We start from the raw sequence: 19,708 nt of genomic DNA on the forward strand, positions 1-19,708 counted from the left end.
AACAATCGTTTTAATTAAACGTTTGTTTAAATTATATGTGGAGATGCTTTATCTGTCAATAGCCTCTTTCTTATTGGTAACCACACAAAACCGCTCATGTGAACGATCTAATTCACATGAGCGGCGATATACTTTTATTTTTGTAACAAATTGCGAATGACCTGGGCTGCTTCTGCTCGAGTCGTCATTCCGTCAGGAATAAATTGGCCCGATGCGCGTCCTTGGATTAAACCAAGTTTCGCCGCCGTTCTGACAAATTCCAGTGCCCAAGGAGCTACTGTAGATTCGTCATTAAATGAAGAGCTTGTATTCCCTACTGGTTTCGTTCCATTGATGCTTGTATAAGCACGCATCATCATTGCTACCATCTCTTGACGTGTGATACGGGCGTTCGGTTCGAAAATCGTGTCGCTCTTTCCTGCGACAATCCCCGATTTTACAGCCATAGCAACCGAATCTGCATACCATGCATTGGACGCAACATCTGAAAACTTTTGCTCACCCTTCGTTTTAAGGTTAAGGGATCTGACAAGCATCGCTACGAATTCAGCACGAGTAACGGACCGTTCAGGCTCGAAATTCATTTCGCTAATCCCCTCAACAATGTGCTGGGACGTTAATATTTGAATCGTGTCCGCAGCCCAATGAGTTGATAGAACGTCGGTAAACGTTCTTTTGACTTCGAGAATTGCATATTTACTGAAGTGATATACCTCTGCAACCATGTCCCCATTGCTATTTTCCCCACCGATAAATTCAAGCTTCCCGTCATCGGCAATATAGTAAATTGCGGACAATGACTGGTTCATAGAAGGATCGGATTTCAAACGAATCGTAATGCCTTTGTCAAACTTCGACAATTTAAAAATTTTCCCTTCCTTTGTAACAATATGCAAACTAAGTTCGTACACTTCACCTGATATTCTAATCTGATCTTGATTGGGAGCCAAACCTTTTGCGATAATTTCGCGCCCTTCTAATTTGGATAACGCCTCTTTCTTCAGTACAATTTTACTTTCCTTCAATTCATCAGCAGATACCTTATTTGCCAACTGCTGAAATAAATCAGACGGTATATTTAATGTAACTTTGCCCATCTCAAGCTTAAGCTGATTTTGTGCAAGCAGTTCCGCTGTGTTAGAAGGAAGCTCAATTTCCTTGACATCACCGCTAGCAGTGATTGTGGCGACCCCATTCCCGATATGTCCCGAAATATCGCTAGCTTTTACGACTAGTACTCCAGGTTTTTCACTTATTGGGTTGACTTCTTTTTTGATGTTGTCACTTGGAGTCGTGCCTGGGTCACTACTATTCACAGTTACCGTACAAATTGCCGTAAAGCCGCCTTCCGCTGTCGTCACGGTAATTATGGCTCTTCCGACACCAACTGCAGTTACCACCCCATGGCTGTCCACTTTCGCTACAGCTGGATTACTCGAACTCCATATTATCGTTTGGTTTGTCGCATTCATAGGGTTAATGGTTGCTACTAGACCATACACGGAACCCGAGACATTCATCGTCAGTTGATTAACATTTAGCTTAACGTCGGTTACTGCAATATTCGTTGCAAGCACATTCACTTTGCTTATTGCCGTAAAACCACCTTCCGCTGTCTTCACGGTAATCATGGCCGTTCCGGCACCTACTGCGGTTACAACGCCATGGCTGTCCACTATTGCTACCGCTGTATCGCTCGAACGCCATGTTACCGTTTTGTTCGTCGCATCAGTAGGATTAACAGTTGCTACTAGACCATACACGGAACCCGAGACACTCATCGTCAGTTCATTGACATTCAGCTTAACGCCGGTTACTGCAACATTCAATGTATTCACTGTCACTTCGCATGTTGCCTTAAAGCCGCCTTCCGCTGTAATCACGGTAATCATGGCTGTTCCTGCTCCTACAGGCGTCACTACACCATGGCTGTCCACTGTCGCTACCGCTGGATTACTCGAATTCCATGTTACTGCCTTATTCGTAGCATTGTCCGGGTTCACGGTTGCAACTAGACCGTACACGGAACCTGAGACACTCATTGTCACTTTATTCTGATCGAGCGTAACGCCCGTGACCTTAACATCCTTCGCTACATTTACAAATATCGGATTCGAATACATCCATAAATCTTTATAATTCCGCGCACTCTTAGATTCATATGAATTATCTGCAAGAGCAACGTCAAAGAGTGGATTTCCGTATTGATCTGTTTCATTCTCCACGCTCGGAGCAAGATTAGTCGCCCGCAGCCTGAAATATTGGTTTTTACTTACCTGACCAAGATCATAGGTCATGACGTTCCATCCGTCTTCGACCTTCCAGTCATTACTATTGAAGGTGTGGATTACTTTTGTTGTACCATTCGTGTCTTTATTATAATCTGCTGTTCCAGATTCAATCTTACCGGTCACTTCTCCGGAGATAAGATCAATATGATGAACCTTTACAACATCTCCATTATTATTCTTTTCAGGGCTTTTGAAGCGGATTGTGATTTTAGCATTGTCCCCTTGTGTAACCTGAAGCTCTTCACCCATTTCTTTCTTGTTATCCCCATTTGTTATATGAAAGTCGAGCTCATTCATTAAATCTCCAAATGCGGAAAACGATTTACCTGACCGCATGCCATCCACGACGGCTTTCATATCGGTACCCTTTACCCATGTATAGTTCTTTAAGTATTCGCCTGGCCAGTAATCAGGAGCATGAAAATCGGAGTTTCCGAAGACCCAAAATTTCCTGCCCTCTCCTAACAAAGCATCCCAAAATCCGCCAACCTGCGCAAGCTTATAATCTACACCGCCATAGGATCTAGCTTGAGGATCCGCTGTAGAACTATAACCACCTCTGCCACCCTCCATCTGGTTACCCAGCATGCCTTCAAATCCAAAGCTTATATTCGGCGCCGCATTGTTAAAATCGCGGAAATCTGATATGGAATACTTCAGCTTCCTTGAAGGGTGATTGATCAGAAAATAACTTGTATCCGCATAATTAGTCTTAAGCCATTCGATCCCCTTTATTGCATCCTCATGTGTTTTATTTAATTTGGGCAGACCTGCTTGAGTCCACTTTTCTATGTCTTGGTTGGTAAACATGTGTTCGAATTTGCTTACGGCTTCTTTATCGTCTGTAATAATTCCCACCGATGCATGCTCGTGTGCTGGGACATCCCACTCGAATCCCGGGAACATGATTTTATCTTTATACTGTGAGCTTAATTTATTTAATTTAGGTATGGCGTAATCGTTGATTGACTGGGAACGCGGGATCGTTTTCTTTAAATCATTCCCATCATCATCTCGATAAGATAGTCTCATATGATCAGCAGTTGCAACCCAATCAAGGTTATACTTATCAAACGCATTATGTATTAAATCTGTGAGCGAATTATTTGCATCATCCGATAATGACGAATGGTTGTGGAACTCTCCTACCATCCATCTAGGTACATCCTTCGTAACACTTACAAAGATCGGATTCGAGTACATCCATAAATCTTTATAATTCCGCGCACTTTTTGCAGCAGGCGTATCTTCTGCAAGAGCAATATCAAATAGCGGATTTCCATCTTTATCTGTTTCATTCTCCACGTTCGGGGCAAGATTCGTCGCCCGCAACCTGAAATATTGATTTGCATTTACCTGACCAAGATCATAGGTCATTACGTTCCATCCGTCTTCGACCTTCCAGTCTTTGTTCGTGAACGTATGAATCACTTTTGTTGTATCATTGGTATCTTTATTTTCGTAGTCCGCTGTCCCCGATACAAGCTTGCCGGTGACACCGCCCGCTATAAGGTCAATATGATCAACCCTTACAGGATCTCCATTGTTGTTCTTCTCAGGGCTTTTGAAACGAATGGTGAGCTTAGGGCTATCCCCCTTTTTCACAAGAAGTTCTCCACCCATTTCTTCCTTACTAGCACCGTTTGTAATATTAAAGTCGAGCTCGTTCATCAAGTCTCCGAACACAGAAAATGATTTTCCTGAACGCATGCCATTCACGATGTCCTTCATATCGCGACCTTTTACCCATGTGTAGTTCTTAGCATATTCGCCAGGCCAGTATCCACTACCATTAGGGAAATGGAAATCAGAATTCCCAAAAACCCAGAATTTCCTGCCTTCTCCTAACATAGCATCCCAAAATCCGCCGACCTTCGCTAGCTTGTAGTCTACGCCGCCATAGGATCTACCTTGAACATTTCCATTATGATCATAACCACCTCGGGTGCCCTCCATCTGGTTCCCCAACATGCCTTCAAACCCAAAGCTAACTTCTGGAGCCGCATTGTTAAAATCGCGGAAATCCTTTATGGTATATTTCAGCTTTCTTGACGGGTGATTAACGAGAAAATAACTGGTGTCAGGATAGTTATTTTTAAGCCATTTGATCCCGTTTATTGCATCCTCGTGCGTTTGGTTTGTTTTGGCCAACTCTTTATATTTCTCAACGACCTGATCACCAAACATTTGCTCAAATTTACCCGCTGCATCTTTGTCTTCTGTTACAATCCCCACAGATCCGTGCTCGTGGTTGGGAATATCCCATTCAAATCCTGGAAACATGATCTTATCCTTATACAACTCTTTCGATTGATTCATCTTTGGAATTGCATAATCAGTGATGGACTGTGAACGCGGGATCGTTTTCCCTAACTCATGTCCCTCATCATCTCGATGAGATGATCTCATGTGATCGGCAGTTGCTAGCCAATCTAGATCGTAGATATCAAAAGCATTTTCCAATACACTTGCGACACTTTCCTGTGCATCATCCGATAAGTAGGTGTGTGCATGAAATTCTCCACTCACCCATCTTGCATCATCCGTTTGCGGTTTGCCGCTAACAGCCTCGTTGCCAAAAACCTCCAATTCTGCCAGCCCCACGTTGCTCCCTGTACCACTACTAATTTCAAACTTTAGGGAGGTTATCGTTTTCGCAGGAAAGGTAACCGTCGTTGGCTTGCCTCCTGGATCGATATTAGACACTTCCATAGTACTGCCGTCGCTGAACGTAATTAAGCCGCCATTCGCATTATCATCTAGGTTAGGTCTATCATACATATTAATTTTAGTGATCTTAACCGCTTCTGGCCATTCTAATTTTATCCATGGTTTCGCTTCGCCTTTGGAGGCCCATTCATATTGATCCATTACAATGGACTTGCCATCTTTCACGTTTTTAACTGGATAATCCGAGTTGTATTCAGAAGATGCGGTCACGATTGCCTTCTTAGCCACATTCACTTTCCTCGGAGTAGAATAGTCTAATACAGTAACCGTAAATTGTTTTGTATTCTTTTTACCATCCTTTGTAATGGTGGCTGTCAACGTAACTACTGCATTCCCTAAGCCAGCCGCAGGGCGATGCACGGTACCGTTCGTTACAATAACTGCAGGGTTGCTAGATTCCCAGCTGATCGTAGTCCCATTTGCTCCTGTAACTGGAAGTACCAGATTTCCTGTTACTTCGTTCATCTCTATATTACCAAGATTAAGCAAGCTTTTATCTTTCAATACCGTTGATTCCGCAACTATATCCTGTACGGCCTGGTTCACAACGGGATGATCCGCCTTAAAACCAAATGGGAAAACCACACTGTCCGTATCTATTGCGATTTGATTATAATCAAAAGAAAGCTTATTATCTGATGACAAAGAAATTTTCATATGTACGAAATCTTCGCCACGTGCTCTGCCGATAATCAATGGAATACCGTTAACTACCGTTTTTAGATCTCTGTGACCATGAGCCCCCAATACAGCATCTACACCTTCCAGCAGCTTGGTAATGTCAAATATCGGGCCTTTTGTGTCATCATCATTCTCTTCGTGAATATTTGCCACAACAATTTGAGCGCCCTGAGCTCTCGCTGCAAGTGCCGCTTTGTTTACTTCATCTGCAATATCCTTAAAATTGTAAGCATCAACGGTCCCAGGCAGGGCGTATTGTGTATCCGTTGTTACAGCCCCAATGACAGCTATTTTGACACCGTCTTTTTCAAATATTTTATAAGCATCAAGCACACGTTGATTGTTATTTTTATAGAATAGGTTAGCAGCAAGTAAAGGGAAATTGTTGCTACTGCTAACATCTTTGGTGACCGCATCAAGCCCCCAGTCAAACTCATGATTGCCCACCGTCGATGCTTCCATGCCCATGGCATTGAAAACCTTCATGACAGTCAATCCATGTATCAAATCGTAGAGATTCTTATCCTGATAATTATCTCCACCCCCAAGAACTAGCGTACGCCCCGGGTTCTGACTTCTGATTTCTTCAATATTACGAGCCAATACCGCTGCAACAGGCCGATTCTCTCCGTTAACCAACGTTCCATGAAAGTCTGGAATCTGAACAATGTCAAAAACCTTGTCGCCCTCGGCTGCAAAAGCAGTGGGGAGAGGAATGCTCTGACTGAGTAATACAATAACTAGTGAAACAATAGTGAATAACTTGCTAGTTTTTTTAATAAACAATGTTTCGACAACTCCTATTGACGTTCAAATTTGTGTCCGTTGCAACAGAGTTATTGTATCAAATCGTATATAAATTCATTGTTAAAATATTGTTAAGCCAATTTATTTGGATGAAAGCAATCTTTAAAGAAAATTAAGAAATGCTAAACAAACCTTTTATTTTTATTTTCTAAAATAGTGTCATAAGCATTTGTGCATGCAGCGCTTTGTAAAAAAGAAAGGAAGTAATTATGTATCAAGGAAAGTTACGAAAAATCACTATTATACTGTTAGCTTTATATACCGCTTTGATCCTTTATTTCTTGTATATAGGTTTCAACAGAGCTTTTATTCAAGACACTAGTTTGAGATATAGTCTAATACCTGAAGGAATTCCTTTACACTATCCAATGGGGAGAGACTTTAAAAATTGGTTTTTTGAGTTGGGGAACTTTGTAGCATTTATACCTTTTGGGGTTGTCATCCCACTTCTGTTTCGTTCTAGTTTTATTCGATTTATAATCCTATTTATTCTGTCTATTACGTTTCTTGAGACCTTACAAATGCTTTCCCATTTAGGATCTTTTGATATTGAGGATGTCATAATTAATACATTAGGGGCTGCGTTAGGATTTTGTGCACAACGTTTAGTACCCCGTGATCGAGATAAATTAAAAGGGATCTGTAGAATCATCTTGACAGCGGTTATACTTTCGATTGGAGTCACTACCATTGTCGGTGGCATCAATAATTATTTAGAAAAAGGGGGCGGCGAAGTCGTAGCCCTAAATGAACTTACATTAAAGGATGGGTCTGTACTGTGGGATGAAAGCATCTCCAGTTTTACAGCCGTCGAAAAAAAGGTTGAGCCTCAAATTAATATGTACAGCAGAAAAAATACAAGAACTAACGAGTTTACGTATCTTTTAAATAGCAAATATGCAGAAATATCAGGCTATGTCGCTATACCCGATGATTTAATCAACAGTGCAAGCAAAGGGAATAGCAACATAATTTTTAGCGCAGATGGAACAGAAATTTATTCACTGGGTTTATCAGCTAAAAGTAGTGAGAATGCGCTTCTGTCTTTTCAAACCCCTTTAAATGGAGCAAAGGAACTTACCATAAAAATTATTAACGATGATCCAAATCTGCTTACAAATGCCGTAATGTGGGACATTACTCTTACAGAAGTTAACACAGGACAAAAGATTAAAAATAGTATTAAAGAAAAATTAAGCCGGCTATTCTAAATGTAACATCGAAGTGAAGCCATGACATTCTCTGCGCTTGGTTGTGGAGACGGAAAAGTACCCGTCTGCATCGCAAAAATAAGCGGCGATCCCTCGCGTATAGCCAGGTCGGATCAGATTAATGAAAGAACTAAAATGATCCCCAAAATAGTTAAGGGACAGTTCCTTAAATGAGATGTGCGCTGATTTCCAAAAAAGTGGTTGGACAGGGTGTGCTATTCCTGTCCAACCACTTTTCGCTTTTGATCGACTACCGACTTCTTCAACAAATTATGGACAATCGAAAGACACTATGGGCTAGATGGAAATATCTATATCTTGCTTTTGTTTGGTCGTTAACACACTAGACTCGCAACTGCTCAGAAAGAAAAGGACACCGCAGATAAGGTGTCCTTTTCTTTCTGTTTCATTGATCGTTTGTTTCAAATGCCGCTAGAATGTGGTCCATTGTAATGGAATCCGGAAATTGCATGACGTTATCTATCGATTTGCTAAGTCCATCAATTTCGTGAGCTGCAGGAGCGTTAATAATACCAATAACCCCTGTACGGAATCCGTACCGCTCCCAAGCGAGCTTCTGAATTTCAGGATCTTTAAGAAACGCATTCATAATTTTTCCATTCGGTGTAAGCGCAATAATCGTATGAGTTGACCAGAGTGTCGGAGAAGGATAGAGAATTCTCGGGGTGACAGAATCTTTCAGTGAATTCCACGCTGTAGCATTTTGGTGAGTGAAGTATAGTAGATCACTTTCGTAACCAACAATAATCTTATGACTCCCCATACCAGTCGTCAAGTACTCATTAAACAAATCGGACGTAGATGCTTTTTTGAATCCAGATTTCAGAAAAACCTTCTGCAACTGTGGAATAACTCCAGGTAACGTCGCTTCTGTAATCAGGTTCCCTTGGTTTAAGGATGTAGCAACCAACGCAGCGTAGGAATTTCCCGAATTGGATTTCTTGGGATCGGATGTATCGATTACGATCGAACCGTAAATATCGAGGCCAATATCATTCCACTTTTTATCGTTTACGATGAGATCGATCATTTTTGAGTTATCAACCGCAAATGAGCCATCCTGTAGTTTGGAAACGATCCCTTTCGTTTGAAGAGACTTCGTTACCTTATCCCAGCTATAATATACTAGGGGGGTACGGAAGATGTCATCCGTTCCACTTGTCTTAGTCAACGACTTTATTTTCTCCACGACTGTCTGGCTTGCTGGGAACAGAAAGTCATTGTCGTTAAAGTTCTTTTGATTGCTCATTTCGAGAGAACCTGCTTTAAATGTATCGATAGTAATATGAAACCTTGTCTTTGCGATGTTTTGAATTTCAGGATCGTTAAACAAAGCTTCTTTTTCACTGCCAATCATGCCTTTGAGTTTAATGACCTTCTCGGGAATTGCGGACTCATTTGTATTACTTGCAGAAGCCGGCGCCACAGTGTCTTGTGAAAGACCTGAGGTTACTTTAAATATACTAGAAACGACAATTACTATTGTGATGAAAACAATTCCTAAAAGTCGATATCTTTTCATTGTCCTTCCTCCATCTGAAGTATTTCTTTCAGGACATCCATCTTGATCGAAATCTCAGAAAGGTCATTTTTCAGTAATTTATTCAATTGCGATTCGAAGTTTATCCGTATACTCGTGATAAGATCCTCGATCTTTTTGATGATTGCCATCGTCGATGGGTCTATATACTTTTGATTCTGCAGCGAAGCATATTTCTCAACAATCTCAAGCGTATTATCCAAATAGAACGTAAGCATTCTTCTTACTAGAGGCATGCTTGTATTTTTCTTTTGGATGTATTTGAGTACTTGTTCCGTAATGTTGATGATCTCTGTTACCTGCGTTTTAATTCTTATGTCCGTAATGTAGAGAACAGAGTGTCGGATACCATTGAGCTTTCGATTAGCCTCCTTGATTGTCTGCTCATATAGGCTTACTTGAGGGTCATAAGTTACCAGCAGCAGGTGGATGCCCAAATAGAGGAGCCCGACCAATATGACGGAAAGCGGTATGTTCAATTCCAGGCCGAAAAGAAAGTATAGAAAGGCTAAGCTGCAAACTGCCGTAGAAACGATAATTTTAAACTGCGGAAGAGACGCGAGACGTTTGATCAATTATATCCCCTCACCTTCTTGAACGAAGCAACAAGATCTCCTCCACTTGGGAATACATCTGCTCTTGTTAAATCCGAAATGCTCTTCAATTGAGATTCATCGGCATCACCAAATGTGATTGAGAATACAGGAATATCTTTCTGGATTTTATTATACATGTTAGTGAAATCTTTGAGGCTTCCATTCGATATCCCATCCGTCATGAGGACGACAGACGTTACATACTTTTCTTGATCCACATCCTTCAAAATGTTTAGTGCTTCTATTGCAGGAAGATAGATATTAGTCCCACCATCAGCCGCAAGTTCTTTCACCCTTTTAAGCAGATCTGGGAATTGCTGCGGCCCAACGGCCGTCCACTTTGCAATGATATTCGAATTGAACGGAAGAACGACCACTACATCTTCAGATGATGACTGTAAAAGAGATTCTTTCGCCTTCGCTTGTGTAAGAAGCAGATCCATGGCAGATTTTACACCCTTCTCTCCACCATTCCCCGACATGCTGCCAGAGTAATCGATACAAAAGACCGTAAACGATGGTTTCTTGAAAGTGGTCTGATACAAGTTCAGTGCTTCCAAGGTCACTTCTGGCTCAGGGAAAACGATCGGTGATAGCAACCTAGTTGTATCGATTCCCCAATTTTTATTGAATACAGAAGGATCTGCTCCTGTAACAATTCCCCCCATACCTGTTCTTCGGCCGGTCGAGAGAATCTTCTTCTGTACATCACTCAACATCAGGTAATCCTGAAGTGCTTTAAATCGTGTTTCCTGTTCATCTTTACTGTTATTGATATAACCCAGAGAGTAATCGGCAACCGTCATTCCGTTCACTGGGTAGATCAGATAAAGTGGTTCTTTACCGCTGGCCACAAGGTTGTTATTTGTAGTGATCAAAACCGATTCATAGTTAACCATCGCGTCATAGTTGCTTTTTAAGAACAGATCCTTCAACCATTCAGAACTGCCACTGCCACGGTTGACACCAGATAGCAAACTTCGCATCTTCGGTGCAAGGTCAGATCGATGCAAGTCTTCCATCGTGATCGTTTGAGGGTTGTTTAGCAATGCATACAAGAAACCCATATACGCGGAGGCACCAGAATTAGATTGAGAAGCTGAGGTCATAGCGAACTTCAATTTCTTATTCTGCACCGCATCCGACAGCTGCTGAACCGTTACCTCCTTTCCGATAAAACCAAGTTGCTCGGCAACGCTCTTCTTGATACCCCAAACGACTGGAGAGGTCATGATCGATTTCTGATCCTTAACCTTTTTGTTTTTATCCCCCATGAGAATCCATTGAGAGTTCGCCAGCCAAACAGCATCATATGCCCCCGTGTTATTGGTTAACTCACTCATGCTGTCAACTGAACCCTTCAAGACAAATTGCACATCAAAGTCTTGAGTTTTCATGAAATCGGCAATAATGCCATTCCCGTTGGGATTTTGAGGATCGAAGTCTTTATTCTCAGAACTCGATAATATCCTTAAAACTGGCTTGCCCGAATTTTTGGTCTGGTTATTATCCGACGACATATTCGCGTCTTGCGACCCATTACATGCCGTTAGCAACGTGACAAAACTAATAAGCAGCAACATAATAAACGTCAGTATATTACGTGGTTTTGCTAACATTGATAATCCCCTCCATAAATTGGGTTTGTCTCTAATTATCTTTGATGAAATAGGCTTTCGCGATTTAAATTAGGGGAATATGACAAAAAAATCCTTAACCTCCCTGATTTCATAATAACTCCAAATTATAAAACGACGTATCAAGTTTTGTTATGGAATTGTAAATGGGTAGCTTGCAGTTCATATTCATGTTCAACAGCGCAGTGATCGGCGCACGCAAGCGTAACGAGGAGATAGTGGGTAATGTCCAACAAAAAAGGGATCACCAGCTTTCAGCTGAGAATCCCTTTTTTGTTGGACACGCGCATGTGTTCGAACCTTTTAGACTTGTAACGTATAGTTGTTCGTATGAGAAGTTAAATGCGATTCATACCGTCTAATGTTGGGCCGGATGACGTAACATTAGTACATCTTTCGGAGACAATCGGTTCACGCCCGTCGCTGGCGGCAGATCAGGCAACTGCAGTTGTGTTTTGGTCATAACGGATGCAGACCTTGCAGTGATCGGCGAAGGTGCTTATCCAGAACAGGCACATGACAATCTCTCCATGATCGATGAGCGCATATTGCAGACTTGTAGTGTCACATGCAAGGAAGCTTGCACATGATGCCGTAACATGGAAAATACGGGGACAGTGTTTAGAAATTCGAATAAGACAATAGGAATTTAATTACACTGTCAGCGTTATAATTGGCAAGGTGACAATAACGGTCGTTCCTCGGCCGAGTTCGCTTTCCACTCGAATGTCACCTTGATGAAGCGATACGATCTGCTTAACGATGGCGAGTCCCACACCGCTACCCTCATACTTACGACTGTGGGAACGATAGGCCTTAAAAAACCGCTCGAATATACGCTTCTGGTCCTCTGGGAAAATACCAATGCCAGTGTCTTTTTCAGTACACACATTTTTGGCGTCTTCTTTTTAAAAATCATCAACTTTTCTTATTTAATTTCTTGCATAAATCTCCTGAAATTTTCAACGATTTCTTTTGATCTGGTATGGTGTAAATAATGTCCCCCTTCAAATTTCATCACTTTTCCATGTACAGAATCTTTGACTTGCTCTTCATGCAGTGGTATCCAACCTTCAACGCCTGTATTATTCGATTGTATAAAGAAAATAATGGGAAGATTTTTTGGGAATTTTAACTTTTGAGCTGCTTTAAAATTAGGATAAATATGTTCCATTTCATTCAGGGTGCTGGGATTATACATGTTTTTGAGCGCAAGCATTCTCATTTGTTCTTTTGTTTTATCATCAAATGGTAGTGCAGCATATGGGTCAGCAGCTATTTTCATTAGCAATCTGGAGAAACCTGATTTTTTGAGTAGTTTAAACCTTTCTATTGGAAATTCAACATCCATACCGCCTTGCGTTGGAACACTGCTATCGATCCCGACAAATGCACTCACTTCGTTTTGATATTTGTTCACATAATCTAGTCCGTAAATGCCTGCAATGGAGTGACCCATTAGAATATAACGATCAATATTAAGCTTATGTAAAGCCTCATGAATTTCACTTACAATATTCTCTGTGCTTCGTTCCTTTTCGGTTACATCGCTTAATCCATAACCAAAAGGCTCAATCACGACTACTTTGTAAAATGGAGATAACTCTTCTACTAGCGGCTTAAAATCAAGTGCTGGTGCTGCTGTTCCATAACCGGTTAGGAGCACGACTGTTTCCTCGCCTTTCCCTTGAATCGTTACATTCATATTTTTCCCATCTACAGGTACTAACTGACCATAGGGTTGTATTTTTCCTTGGTCCGATTTGTTGCTGATCATATTAACTATAAAAACAACGGCTAGAAAAACTCCTATTGCTATAATTAATACTCCTATTGATTTAAGTATAAAAATCAGCCATTTTTTCATCATACATGCACCTCTCCTCATCTGTTTATCGGGCTACCATAACGGGTCACTAAGGAAAGCTTATACGATGAAGATGTACTGAGTATGAACAAGCAAAAAAAATGTTACGGCATCACATGCAAGGAAGCTTGCACATGATACCGTAACATGGAGAATACGGGGACAGCGTTTAGACAATCCGAATTATACAATATGATTCTAATTACTCTATCAGCGTTGTAATTGGCAAGTTGACAATAACGGTCGTTCCTCGTCCGGGTTCGCTTTCCACTCGGATGTCACCTTGATGAAGCGATACGATCTGTTTAACGATGGCAAGTCCCATACCACTACCGTCATATTTACGACTGTGGGAACGATCGGCCTTAAAAAACCGCTCGAATATACGCTTCTGATCCTCTAGGGAAATACCAATGCCAGTGTCGGATATTCGGACTGTCACGTATACGAGTTGGCGTTACTTTGGCACTACCTGCTCCTTGGATTCTTGAATGCAGAAGTACAATACGCTCAGCAGCAGCTTTCCTTGCAAGTTAATGATAATCAAGGACTAGTTGTTCATTTCCGTTGCCTCTTTCGTTGCGCAAGAACCTTTGATGAAGATATCCTATTTTTCATTTTCAAATAGCAAACATTGTCCTCAGCGTTCCCCATAATCAATTTACCGAGAGCTTACACGAAGTGCATAAGTCAAGCTAACACTATCAATCGTTTGGAGATGATGGTAAATATTTCGGCTTCACGCGAAGAGAAATTAGCAGGTTATCAAACCATCCGCGCAAAATAGGAAGGATCCAATAATCCATACCGAATTTTCCTGCGTTGGCTCCAGCTGCAATAACGATAAAACCAAGCAGTATAAACCATGGATTCGAACTAACAGTGCCAGAGAATATATACATAAAGTTCATAAACAAGCCAAAGAAAATAGCCGTAGTTGTCAATGCACCAAGCAGAAGACCCAAACCTACAAGAAATTCCCCCCAAGGTACGATAACATTAAAAATGCCAACATTCGGCAATGCAAAGTTTTTCAAAAAAGAAACGTAGCTAACATATAGCATGTCATTCGAGCCAGATGCAAGAACAGGTTTAGCAATGGCACCACTCAAAAATCCTGAGGCATCAAATGCTTTTTCGCCAGTAATCTTGTGCCAACCCGCCATTACCCATTTAACTCCAAGATACAATCGCATAAGCGTCAAAAACGCTGCCGCAAGTTTACTTCCTCGTAACCAATTCATCATAATAAATCATCTCCAATACCTATTTTTTTGTATATCTCCGTACGCTTGTTTGTTTATCCCTCCTATCTCAAAATAATATTCATGTGATGACTTATGCACTTCGTGTAAGCTCTCGGTAAACGGGATATGGGGAACCGCTATTTTCTACCGATTACTGTATCGTGCAAGTAACTATTCCTTCTGTTATATGGGCATAAAATATTCAACCCAAGTATAGCTATCCTCTTTCCAGTATATATTAGCCTATGGTAATTCCAAGGATAAATTCCCATTATATATAAGTTTAACTTGAGTTTTCATTGCTAATGAGGTAGGATTTTCAAGCTTTTCCCGTCGATTGAGAATGTACTACTAATTTAGAGAGGGGATGTGTTTTGGAAAATAAAGAAGCAGAATTACAGGAAGTTGAGGAAGGAATCAGGCACACGAAAGATCGGTGAATGTAAAAGGGTGGCTAGGCTCTATGGCGGAATATTAGGCAAGTGTGGAATAACTCGGTTCATCGCCTTTTATTTTTGTTTGTCTGTTCCGGCGCTTACTTGCAGCGTTGTAAATATATGCCTCAATTTATGAATATGCTTCAGGTTCTTCGTTAAAATCGGCGAGATGGGTTCTTTCACGATGGTACTCCTTGATTGAACTCCTGCCATAGAGGTTTCCTCTTTTCACAATTTCATTTTGGTTGGGATAACCAATATAAAAGGAATTTTCACTGGATAAAGCTATTAAAGCACATATAAAAGAGGTCAGCCAGTAAACTCTGGCTAACCTGATTTGGAAACGGACATTGATGATATTATTACCACAAAATATCGACCAATGCCTCCTATATGTCCTACCTGAAACAAGACAACTCATCACAAAGTTGTTTCGTCCGATCATATATACATTGATAAAGACGGTACAGCTGCTCATATCGTTCGACATTCGCCGGAATCGGCAGATAAGTTTGTGCTGGCTTCAAGAATACTTCGGCACACTCTTCCAGCGAATCGAACCACCCACAGCCCACTGCCGCTAGTATCGCTGCGCCCATGGCTGGTCCTTGTTCACTTTCAAGTCGAATCACATTTGTGTTAAACACATCCGCCTGCATCTGCAGCCATGTCTCATTTTTGGAACCACCGCCGATAGAAATGAGCATATCGATCCTTTTACCAGCCAAACGCAAAATATCAACTGATTCTCGCAGTGAGAATGTGATTCCTTCAACGACCGACCGGACAAGATGATCTCGAGTATGGGATCCATCCATTCCGATGAAGCTGGCGCGGATGGTTGCATCCGAATGCGGCGTCCGCTCACCTACCAAATACGGTGTGAATAAAAGTCCTTTCGAACCAATCGGCATTTTATCAATACCTTCGAGCAATTCGTTGAACGGCACGCCTGGTGCAAACGTATCGCGAAACCACTGCAGACTGTAGCCCGCAGCCAGCGTAACGCCCATCGCATAATAAGAATCCTGCTTGGCATGATTGAAAAAATGCGACTTGCCGGACACGTCGAGTTGTTTATTATCTTCATAAGCCAGGATCACCCCGGAAGTGCCAATGCTGCATAGCGTTTTGCCGTTGCTGAGAATGCCTGCACCAATCGCCCCACATGCATTGTCAGCTCCGCCAGCAAACACCTTTGTTGTAGGCTTCAATCCCGTTCTCGATGCAAAATCTGGCAATAACGTCCCGACAAATGAATGCGATTCCACGAGCGGCGGGCAAAGTCCCATGTCGATACCTGTTGCATCACAGATATCAGAGCTCCATTGCTTCTCGACTATGTCGAGAAGCAATGTACCTGCCGCATCCGAATATTCAGTTGAAATATGTCCCGTCATGCGAAAGCGCAAGTAGTCTTTTGGCAACAGGAATATGGCAGCCTGATGAAACAACTCCGGTTCGTGTTCTTTCACCCAAAGCAGCTTTGGTAAAGTAAATCCTTCTAACGCGGCATTCTTGGCGACTTCTAACAACTTATCTCCAAGCACCGCTTCAATATCCCGACACTGCTTGGTTGTCCTCAGGTCGTTCCATAATATTGCATTGCGAAGCACCTGACCATCTTTATTCAACAGTACTAATCCGTGCATTTGTCCGGAAAAGGAAATGCCCTCGATAGCCTCCCCAACAACGTTAGACTCTGTTAACAGTTTATGAAGTGCCAACTCCGTTTTCTCGACCCAATCCTCCGGATGTTGTTCGCTGTATCCCGATTGTTCATAAATTAGCGGATAGCTTTCAGATGCCTCATAGCAAACATTTCCACTCCGATCTACAAGCATCGTTTTGACGGAGCTTGTGCCTAAATCAATGCCTATAACATAATTCATCTTCATCTCTCCCAGTGAATTGCCTATACCTCCTATTCGGACAGTAGATATTCGTTAACGATCGATTTGATCAACTCATGGCGACCTGATTCGTTACGGATCGGATTGTTCTGAAGCGCGTATTGTTCTAAAGAGCGAAGCGTCGCTTTTCCACTAACGATTTCAGCACCAATGCCTTCTTTGAAACTGCGATAACGGTTATCGATTATATTCTCAAGTACGCGATCTTCCAAAAGCTTTGCTGCCACTTTTAACCCTTTGGAATAGCAGTCCATTCCGGCAATGTGCGCATAGAATAAATCCTCCGGATCGAAGGAAGCGCGGCGCACTTTCGCGTCGAAATTCACGCCTCCTTTACCTATGCCGCCGTTTTGCAGCACTTCGTACATTGCCAACACAGTAGAATACAGATCGGTCGGAAATTCGTCTGTATCCCATCCAAGCAGCAGATCCCCCTGATTAGCGTCTAACGAACCAAGCATGCCATGCATACGTGCTACGCGCAGTTCATGCTCAAACGTGTGTCCTGCAAGAGTAGCATGATTGGCTTCCAAATTCAGCTTAAAATGTTCCTTCAATCCATAGTTTTGCAGGAAAGCAATCGTTGTTGCCGCATCAAAATCGTACTGGTGCTTCGTAGGCTCTTTCGGTTTTGGTTCGATAAGAAACTGCGCGTCAAAGTCAATTTCTTTGGCATAATCAATTGCCATCCAATACAACTTGGCCAAGTTGTCAAGCTCCAGTTTCATATCTGTATTTAGCAATGTCTCATAACCTTCGCGGCCTCCCCAAAACACATAGTTTTCCGCGCCAAGCTCTTTCCCGACCTCTAACCCCTTTTTCACCTGCGCCGCTGAGTAAGCGTATACATCTGCATTACAGGTGGTCCCTGCACCATGGACAAAACGAGGGTTCGAAAACATATTTTGAGTGTTCCACAGTAGTTTCACACTACTTGTTCTCATGTTCTGTTTAATCAAATCTACGATAGTATCCAAATTCTTATTTGTTTCTTGCAGCGTAGCGCCTTCTGGTGCGATGTCGCGGTCATGAAAACAGAAATAAGGAATGTTCAATTTGGTTATTAGCTCAAAAGCAGCTTCTACGCGTGCTTTTGCCAGATCAAGTCCGCTAAAGTGATCCCAAGCGCGAATATTCGTTTGGGCTCCGAACGGGTCTGTTCCTTCACCTGTCAACGTGTGCCAATAGGACACAGCAAAGCGCAAGTGTTCCTCCATCGTTTTTCCTGCTATTATCTCGCTCGGATTATAATGTTTAAAAGCCAATGGATTTTTCGAACCCCTGCCTTCAAATTGAATGTTTTCGATGCCATCAAAATAAGTCATTGAAATTCCTCCCGTATGTTTAAAGTTACTTCTATATCATAATGCTTATTAGTTTGTTTGTCTATCGAATAAACAAACTTACTAATATAATCTTGCATTCTTAAACTTCCTCGCCTACACTAAGTAATTAATACATCCGTTAAACGAATTGAGGGGCAGTATGAAGACGACTGGAGATCAAAATCTCATTAAAAAAATTAATAAATCGATTGTATTGGATATGATCCGCGCTCATTCTCCTATATCAAGGGCTGCAGTCTCCGAAATGACAGGATTGAACAAAGGTACCGTTTCGAGCCTTGTGAATGAACTCATTGAAAGCGAACTCGTCTACGAAATCGGACCGGGCAAATCAAGCGGTGGTCGGAAACCGTTAATGCTGCTGTTCAATAAAATTGCTGGGTATGCAATTGGCGTTGAAATCGGATTGGCCAATATTTTTGCGGTGCTAACTAATTTGAATGGAGAGATTGTCGAAGAGAAAACCGTACCAATTCATCATACCGATGTAGACTACGTGATTCAAGAATTGAACGGAGCGATTCGCTCTATGATTGATCTCGCACCACAAAGCCCTTATGGCGTCGTGGGCATTGGCATTGGCGTACCAGGTATTGTTGATGAGCATGGAAATGTGCTTTTTGCACCGAATCTACAATGGGAGGGAATTCGTCTACAAGCGATCATTGCAGAAACGTTTGGATTGCCTGTCACGATCGATAATGAAGCAAATGCAGGCGTGCAAGGTGAGAAACAGTACGGGGCTGGCAAAGAAGCGACCAGCATCGTCTATATCAGTGTTGGGGATGGTATTGGTACAGGCATCATTTTAGGAAAGGAACTTTACAGAGGAGTATCTGGCCTTTCGGGAGAGATGGGACATATGACAATTGAGGCAAAGGGCAAGAAGTGCCGCTGTGGCAATAAAGGATGTTGGGAGCTGTATGCATCGCTTCGAGCACTATTGGAACAAGCTAAAGCATTGCCAACCCTTCAGCACGAACTAAGTCAACACTCGGACACTCTGTTTGATTTCGATAGCTTGCTTGGTTTTACCAAAGCGGGGAATCCCGATATGATTCAGTTGTTTCATGAAATCGGTGAATATTTGGGTATTGGCATTGCAAATATTATCAATACATTTAACCCGGATTTGATTCTTATCGGAAACCGAATTGTACAGGCACAAAGTTGGATCGAAAGCGCCATTCAACGAACCGTTTCAGCAAGATCGCTACCTTATCACCGCAATCAGGTAAAGGTACAATTCGCACATTTAGACAAGCACTCGACAGTGCTTGGAGCAGCATTCTATGCGATCTCCGGTTTCTTGTCTAAAGATCGTGTATCCATTGACTAAAGTCGGTTCGAATTAAAGATTATCTAACAGCCCAATCCATTCCCC

The 19,708-nt window shown here is 42.0% G+C and carries 12 protein-coding genes and 2 pseudogenes; 3 read left to right on the forward strand and 11 right to left on the reverse strand.

Going from position 1 to position 19,708, the window contains the following annotated elements:
* Positions 1 to 134 precede the first annotated feature (134 nt).
* On the reverse strand, positions 135 to 6,488 hold the full coding sequence (locus GK047_RS24665; protein WP_163952774.1) for an S-layer homology domain-containing protein: 6,354 nt from the start codon (positions 6,486 to 6,488) through the stop codon (positions 135 to 137).
* 230 nt (positions 6,489 to 6,718) lie between these two features.
* Between GK047_RS24665 and GK047_RS24670 the strand changes: the two genes are divergently transcribed.
* A complete protein-coding gene (locus GK047_RS24670) occupies positions 6,719 to 7,720 on the forward strand; it encodes a VanZ family protein (protein ID WP_163952775.1) in 1,002 nt (333 codons plus the stop codon).
* Positions 7,721 to 8,126: 406 nt separating this feature from the next.
* On the opposite strand, the gene GK047_RS24675 is transcribed toward GK047_RS24670, so the two are convergent.
* The 3 genes from GK047_RS24675 to GK047_RS24685 are packed head-to-tail and all read right to left on the reverse strand — an operon-like array spanning position 8,127 to position 11,496.
* Positions 8,127 to 9,263, reverse strand: coding sequence for a hypothetical protein (locus tag GK047_RS24675; RefSeq protein ID WP_163952777.1), 1,137 nt, complete (start codon positions 9,261 to 9,263; stop codon positions 8,127 to 8,129).
* The gene (locus tag GK047_RS24680) at positions 9,260 to 9,856 is read right to left on the reverse strand and encodes a 5-bromo-4-chloroindolyl phosphate hydrolysis family protein (RefSeq protein ID WP_163952779.1); all 597 of its coding nucleotides are present in this window, start codon (positions 9,854 to 9,856) and stop codon (positions 9,260 to 9,262) included. Before GK047_RS24680 ends, GK047_RS24675 begins: the two co-directional genes overlap by 4 nt.
* A complete protein-coding gene (locus tag GK047_RS24685) occupies positions 9,853 to 11,496 on the reverse strand; it encodes a VWA domain-containing protein (RefSeq protein ID WP_163952781.1) in 1,644 nt (547 codons plus the stop codon). The genes GK047_RS24680 and GK047_RS24685 overlap by 4 nt, the downstream gene beginning before the upstream one ends.
* 188 nt (positions 11,497 to 11,684) lie before the next feature.
* Here GK047_RS24685 and GK047_RS24690 point away from each other — a divergent pair, with 188 nt between their 5' ends.
* Positions 11,685 to 11,876, forward strand: a complete 192-nt coding sequence (locus GK047_RS24690; protein WP_163952784.1) for a hypothetical protein — start codon at positions 11,685 to 11,687, stop codon at positions 11,874 to 11,876.
* Between the two features lie 291 nt (positions 11,877 to 12,167).
* On the opposite strand, the pseudogene GK047_RS24695 reads toward GK047_RS24690, so the two are convergent.
* The 7 genes and pseudogenes from GK047_RS24695 to xylA form a co-directional block, all read right to left on the reverse strand.
* Positions 12,168 to 12,422 (reverse strand): annotated as a pseudogene (locus tag GK047_RS24695) (sensor histidine kinase); the annotation flags it as partial.
* Between the two features lie 20 nt (positions 12,423 to 12,442).
* Positions 12,443 to 13,384 carry an alpha/beta hydrolase gene (locus GK047_RS24700; RefSeq protein ID WP_163952786.1) on the reverse strand — a complete coding sequence of 314 codons (942 nt, stop codon included), beginning with the start codon at positions 13,382 to 13,384 and terminating at the stop codon, positions 12,443 to 12,445.
* A gap of 199 nt (positions 13,385 to 13,583) precedes the next feature.
* Positions 13,584 to 13,823 (reverse strand): annotated as a pseudogene (locus GK047_RS24705) (sensor histidine kinase); the annotation flags it as partial.
* 262 nt (positions 13,824 to 14,085) lie between these two features.
* Positions 14,086 to 14,628: a DoxX family membrane protein gene (locus GK047_RS24710; protein ID WP_240344200.1), complete on the reverse strand. Its 543-nt coding sequence runs from the start codon at positions 14,626 to 14,628 to the stop codon at positions 14,086 to 14,088.
* 509 nt (positions 14,629 to 15,137) lie between these two features.
* Positions 15,138 to 15,278, reverse strand: a complete 141-nt coding sequence (locus GK047_RS24715) for a hypothetical protein (RefSeq protein ID WP_163952788.1) — start codon at positions 15,276 to 15,278, stop codon at positions 15,138 to 15,140.
* A gap of 185 nt (positions 15,279 to 15,463) precedes the next feature.
* The gene (gene xylB / locus GK047_RS24720) at positions 15,464 to 16,957 is read right to left on the reverse strand and encodes a xylulokinase (protein ID WP_163952790.1); all 1,494 of its coding nucleotides are present in this window, start codon (positions 16,955 to 16,957) and stop codon (positions 15,464 to 15,466) included.
* 32 nt (positions 16,958 to 16,989) lie between these two features.
* Complete coding sequence (gene xylA / locus GK047_RS24725; protein ID WP_163952792.1) at positions 16,990 to 18,303, reverse strand: xylose isomerase; 1,314 nt, start codon at positions 18,301 to 18,303, stop codon at positions 16,990 to 16,992.
* A gap of 160 nt (positions 18,304 to 18,463) precedes the next feature.
* Here xylA and GK047_RS24730 point away from each other — a divergent pair, with 160 nt between their 5' ends.
* The gene (locus tag GK047_RS24730) at positions 18,464 to 19,663 is read left to right on the forward strand and encodes an ROK family transcriptional regulator (RefSeq protein WP_163952794.1); all 1,200 of its coding nucleotides are present in this window, start codon (positions 18,464 to 18,466) and stop codon (positions 19,661 to 19,663) included.
* Positions 19,664 to 19,708: the final 45 nt, after the last annotated feature.

This window comes from Paenibacillus sp. SYP-B3998, assembly GCF_010820665.1.
Taxonomy (GTDB): domain Bacteria; phylum Bacillota; class Bacilli; order Paenibacillales; family NBRC-103111; genus Paenibacillus_E.

Bases quoted from the DNA above. Each gene is read 5' to 3' on its own strand.
- GK047_RS24670 (WP_163952775.1), top strand. From the start codon at position 6,719: ATGTATCAAGGAAAGTTACGAAAAATCACTATTATACTGTTAGCTTTA.
- GK047_RS24675 (WP_163952777.1), bottom strand. From the start codon at position 9,263: ATGAAAAGATATCGACTTTTAGGAATTGTTTTCATCACAATAGTAATT.
- GK047_RS24685 (WP_163952781.1), bottom strand. From the start codon at position 11,496: ATGTTAGCAAAACCACGTAATATACTGACGTTTATTATGTTGCTGCTT.
- GK047_RS24690 (WP_163952784.1), top strand. From the start codon at position 11,685: ATGTTCAACAGCGCAGTGATCGGCGCACGCAAGCGTAACGAGGAGATA.
- GK047_RS24700 (WP_163952786.1), bottom strand. From the start codon at position 13,384: ATGATGAAAAAATGGCTGATTTTTATACTTAAATCAATAGGAGTATTA.
- GK047_RS24710 (WP_240344200.1), bottom strand. From the start codon at position 14,628: ATGATGAATTGGTTACGAGGAAGTAAACTTGCGGCAGCGTTTTTGACG.
- GK047_RS24715 (WP_163952788.1), bottom strand. From the start codon at position 15,278: ATGGCAGGAGTTCAATCAAGGAGTACCATCGTGAAAGAACCCATCTCG.
- xylB (WP_163952790.1), bottom strand. From the start codon at position 16,957: ATGAATTATGTTATAGGCATTGATTTAGGCACAAGCTCCGTCAAAACG.
- xylA (WP_163952792.1), bottom strand. From the start codon at position 18,303: ATGACTTATTTTGATGGCATCGAAAACATTCAATTTGAAGGCAGGGGT.
- GK047_RS24730 (WP_163952794.1), top strand. From the start codon at position 18,464: ATGAAGACGACTGGAGATCAAAATCTCATTAAAAAAATTAATAAATCG.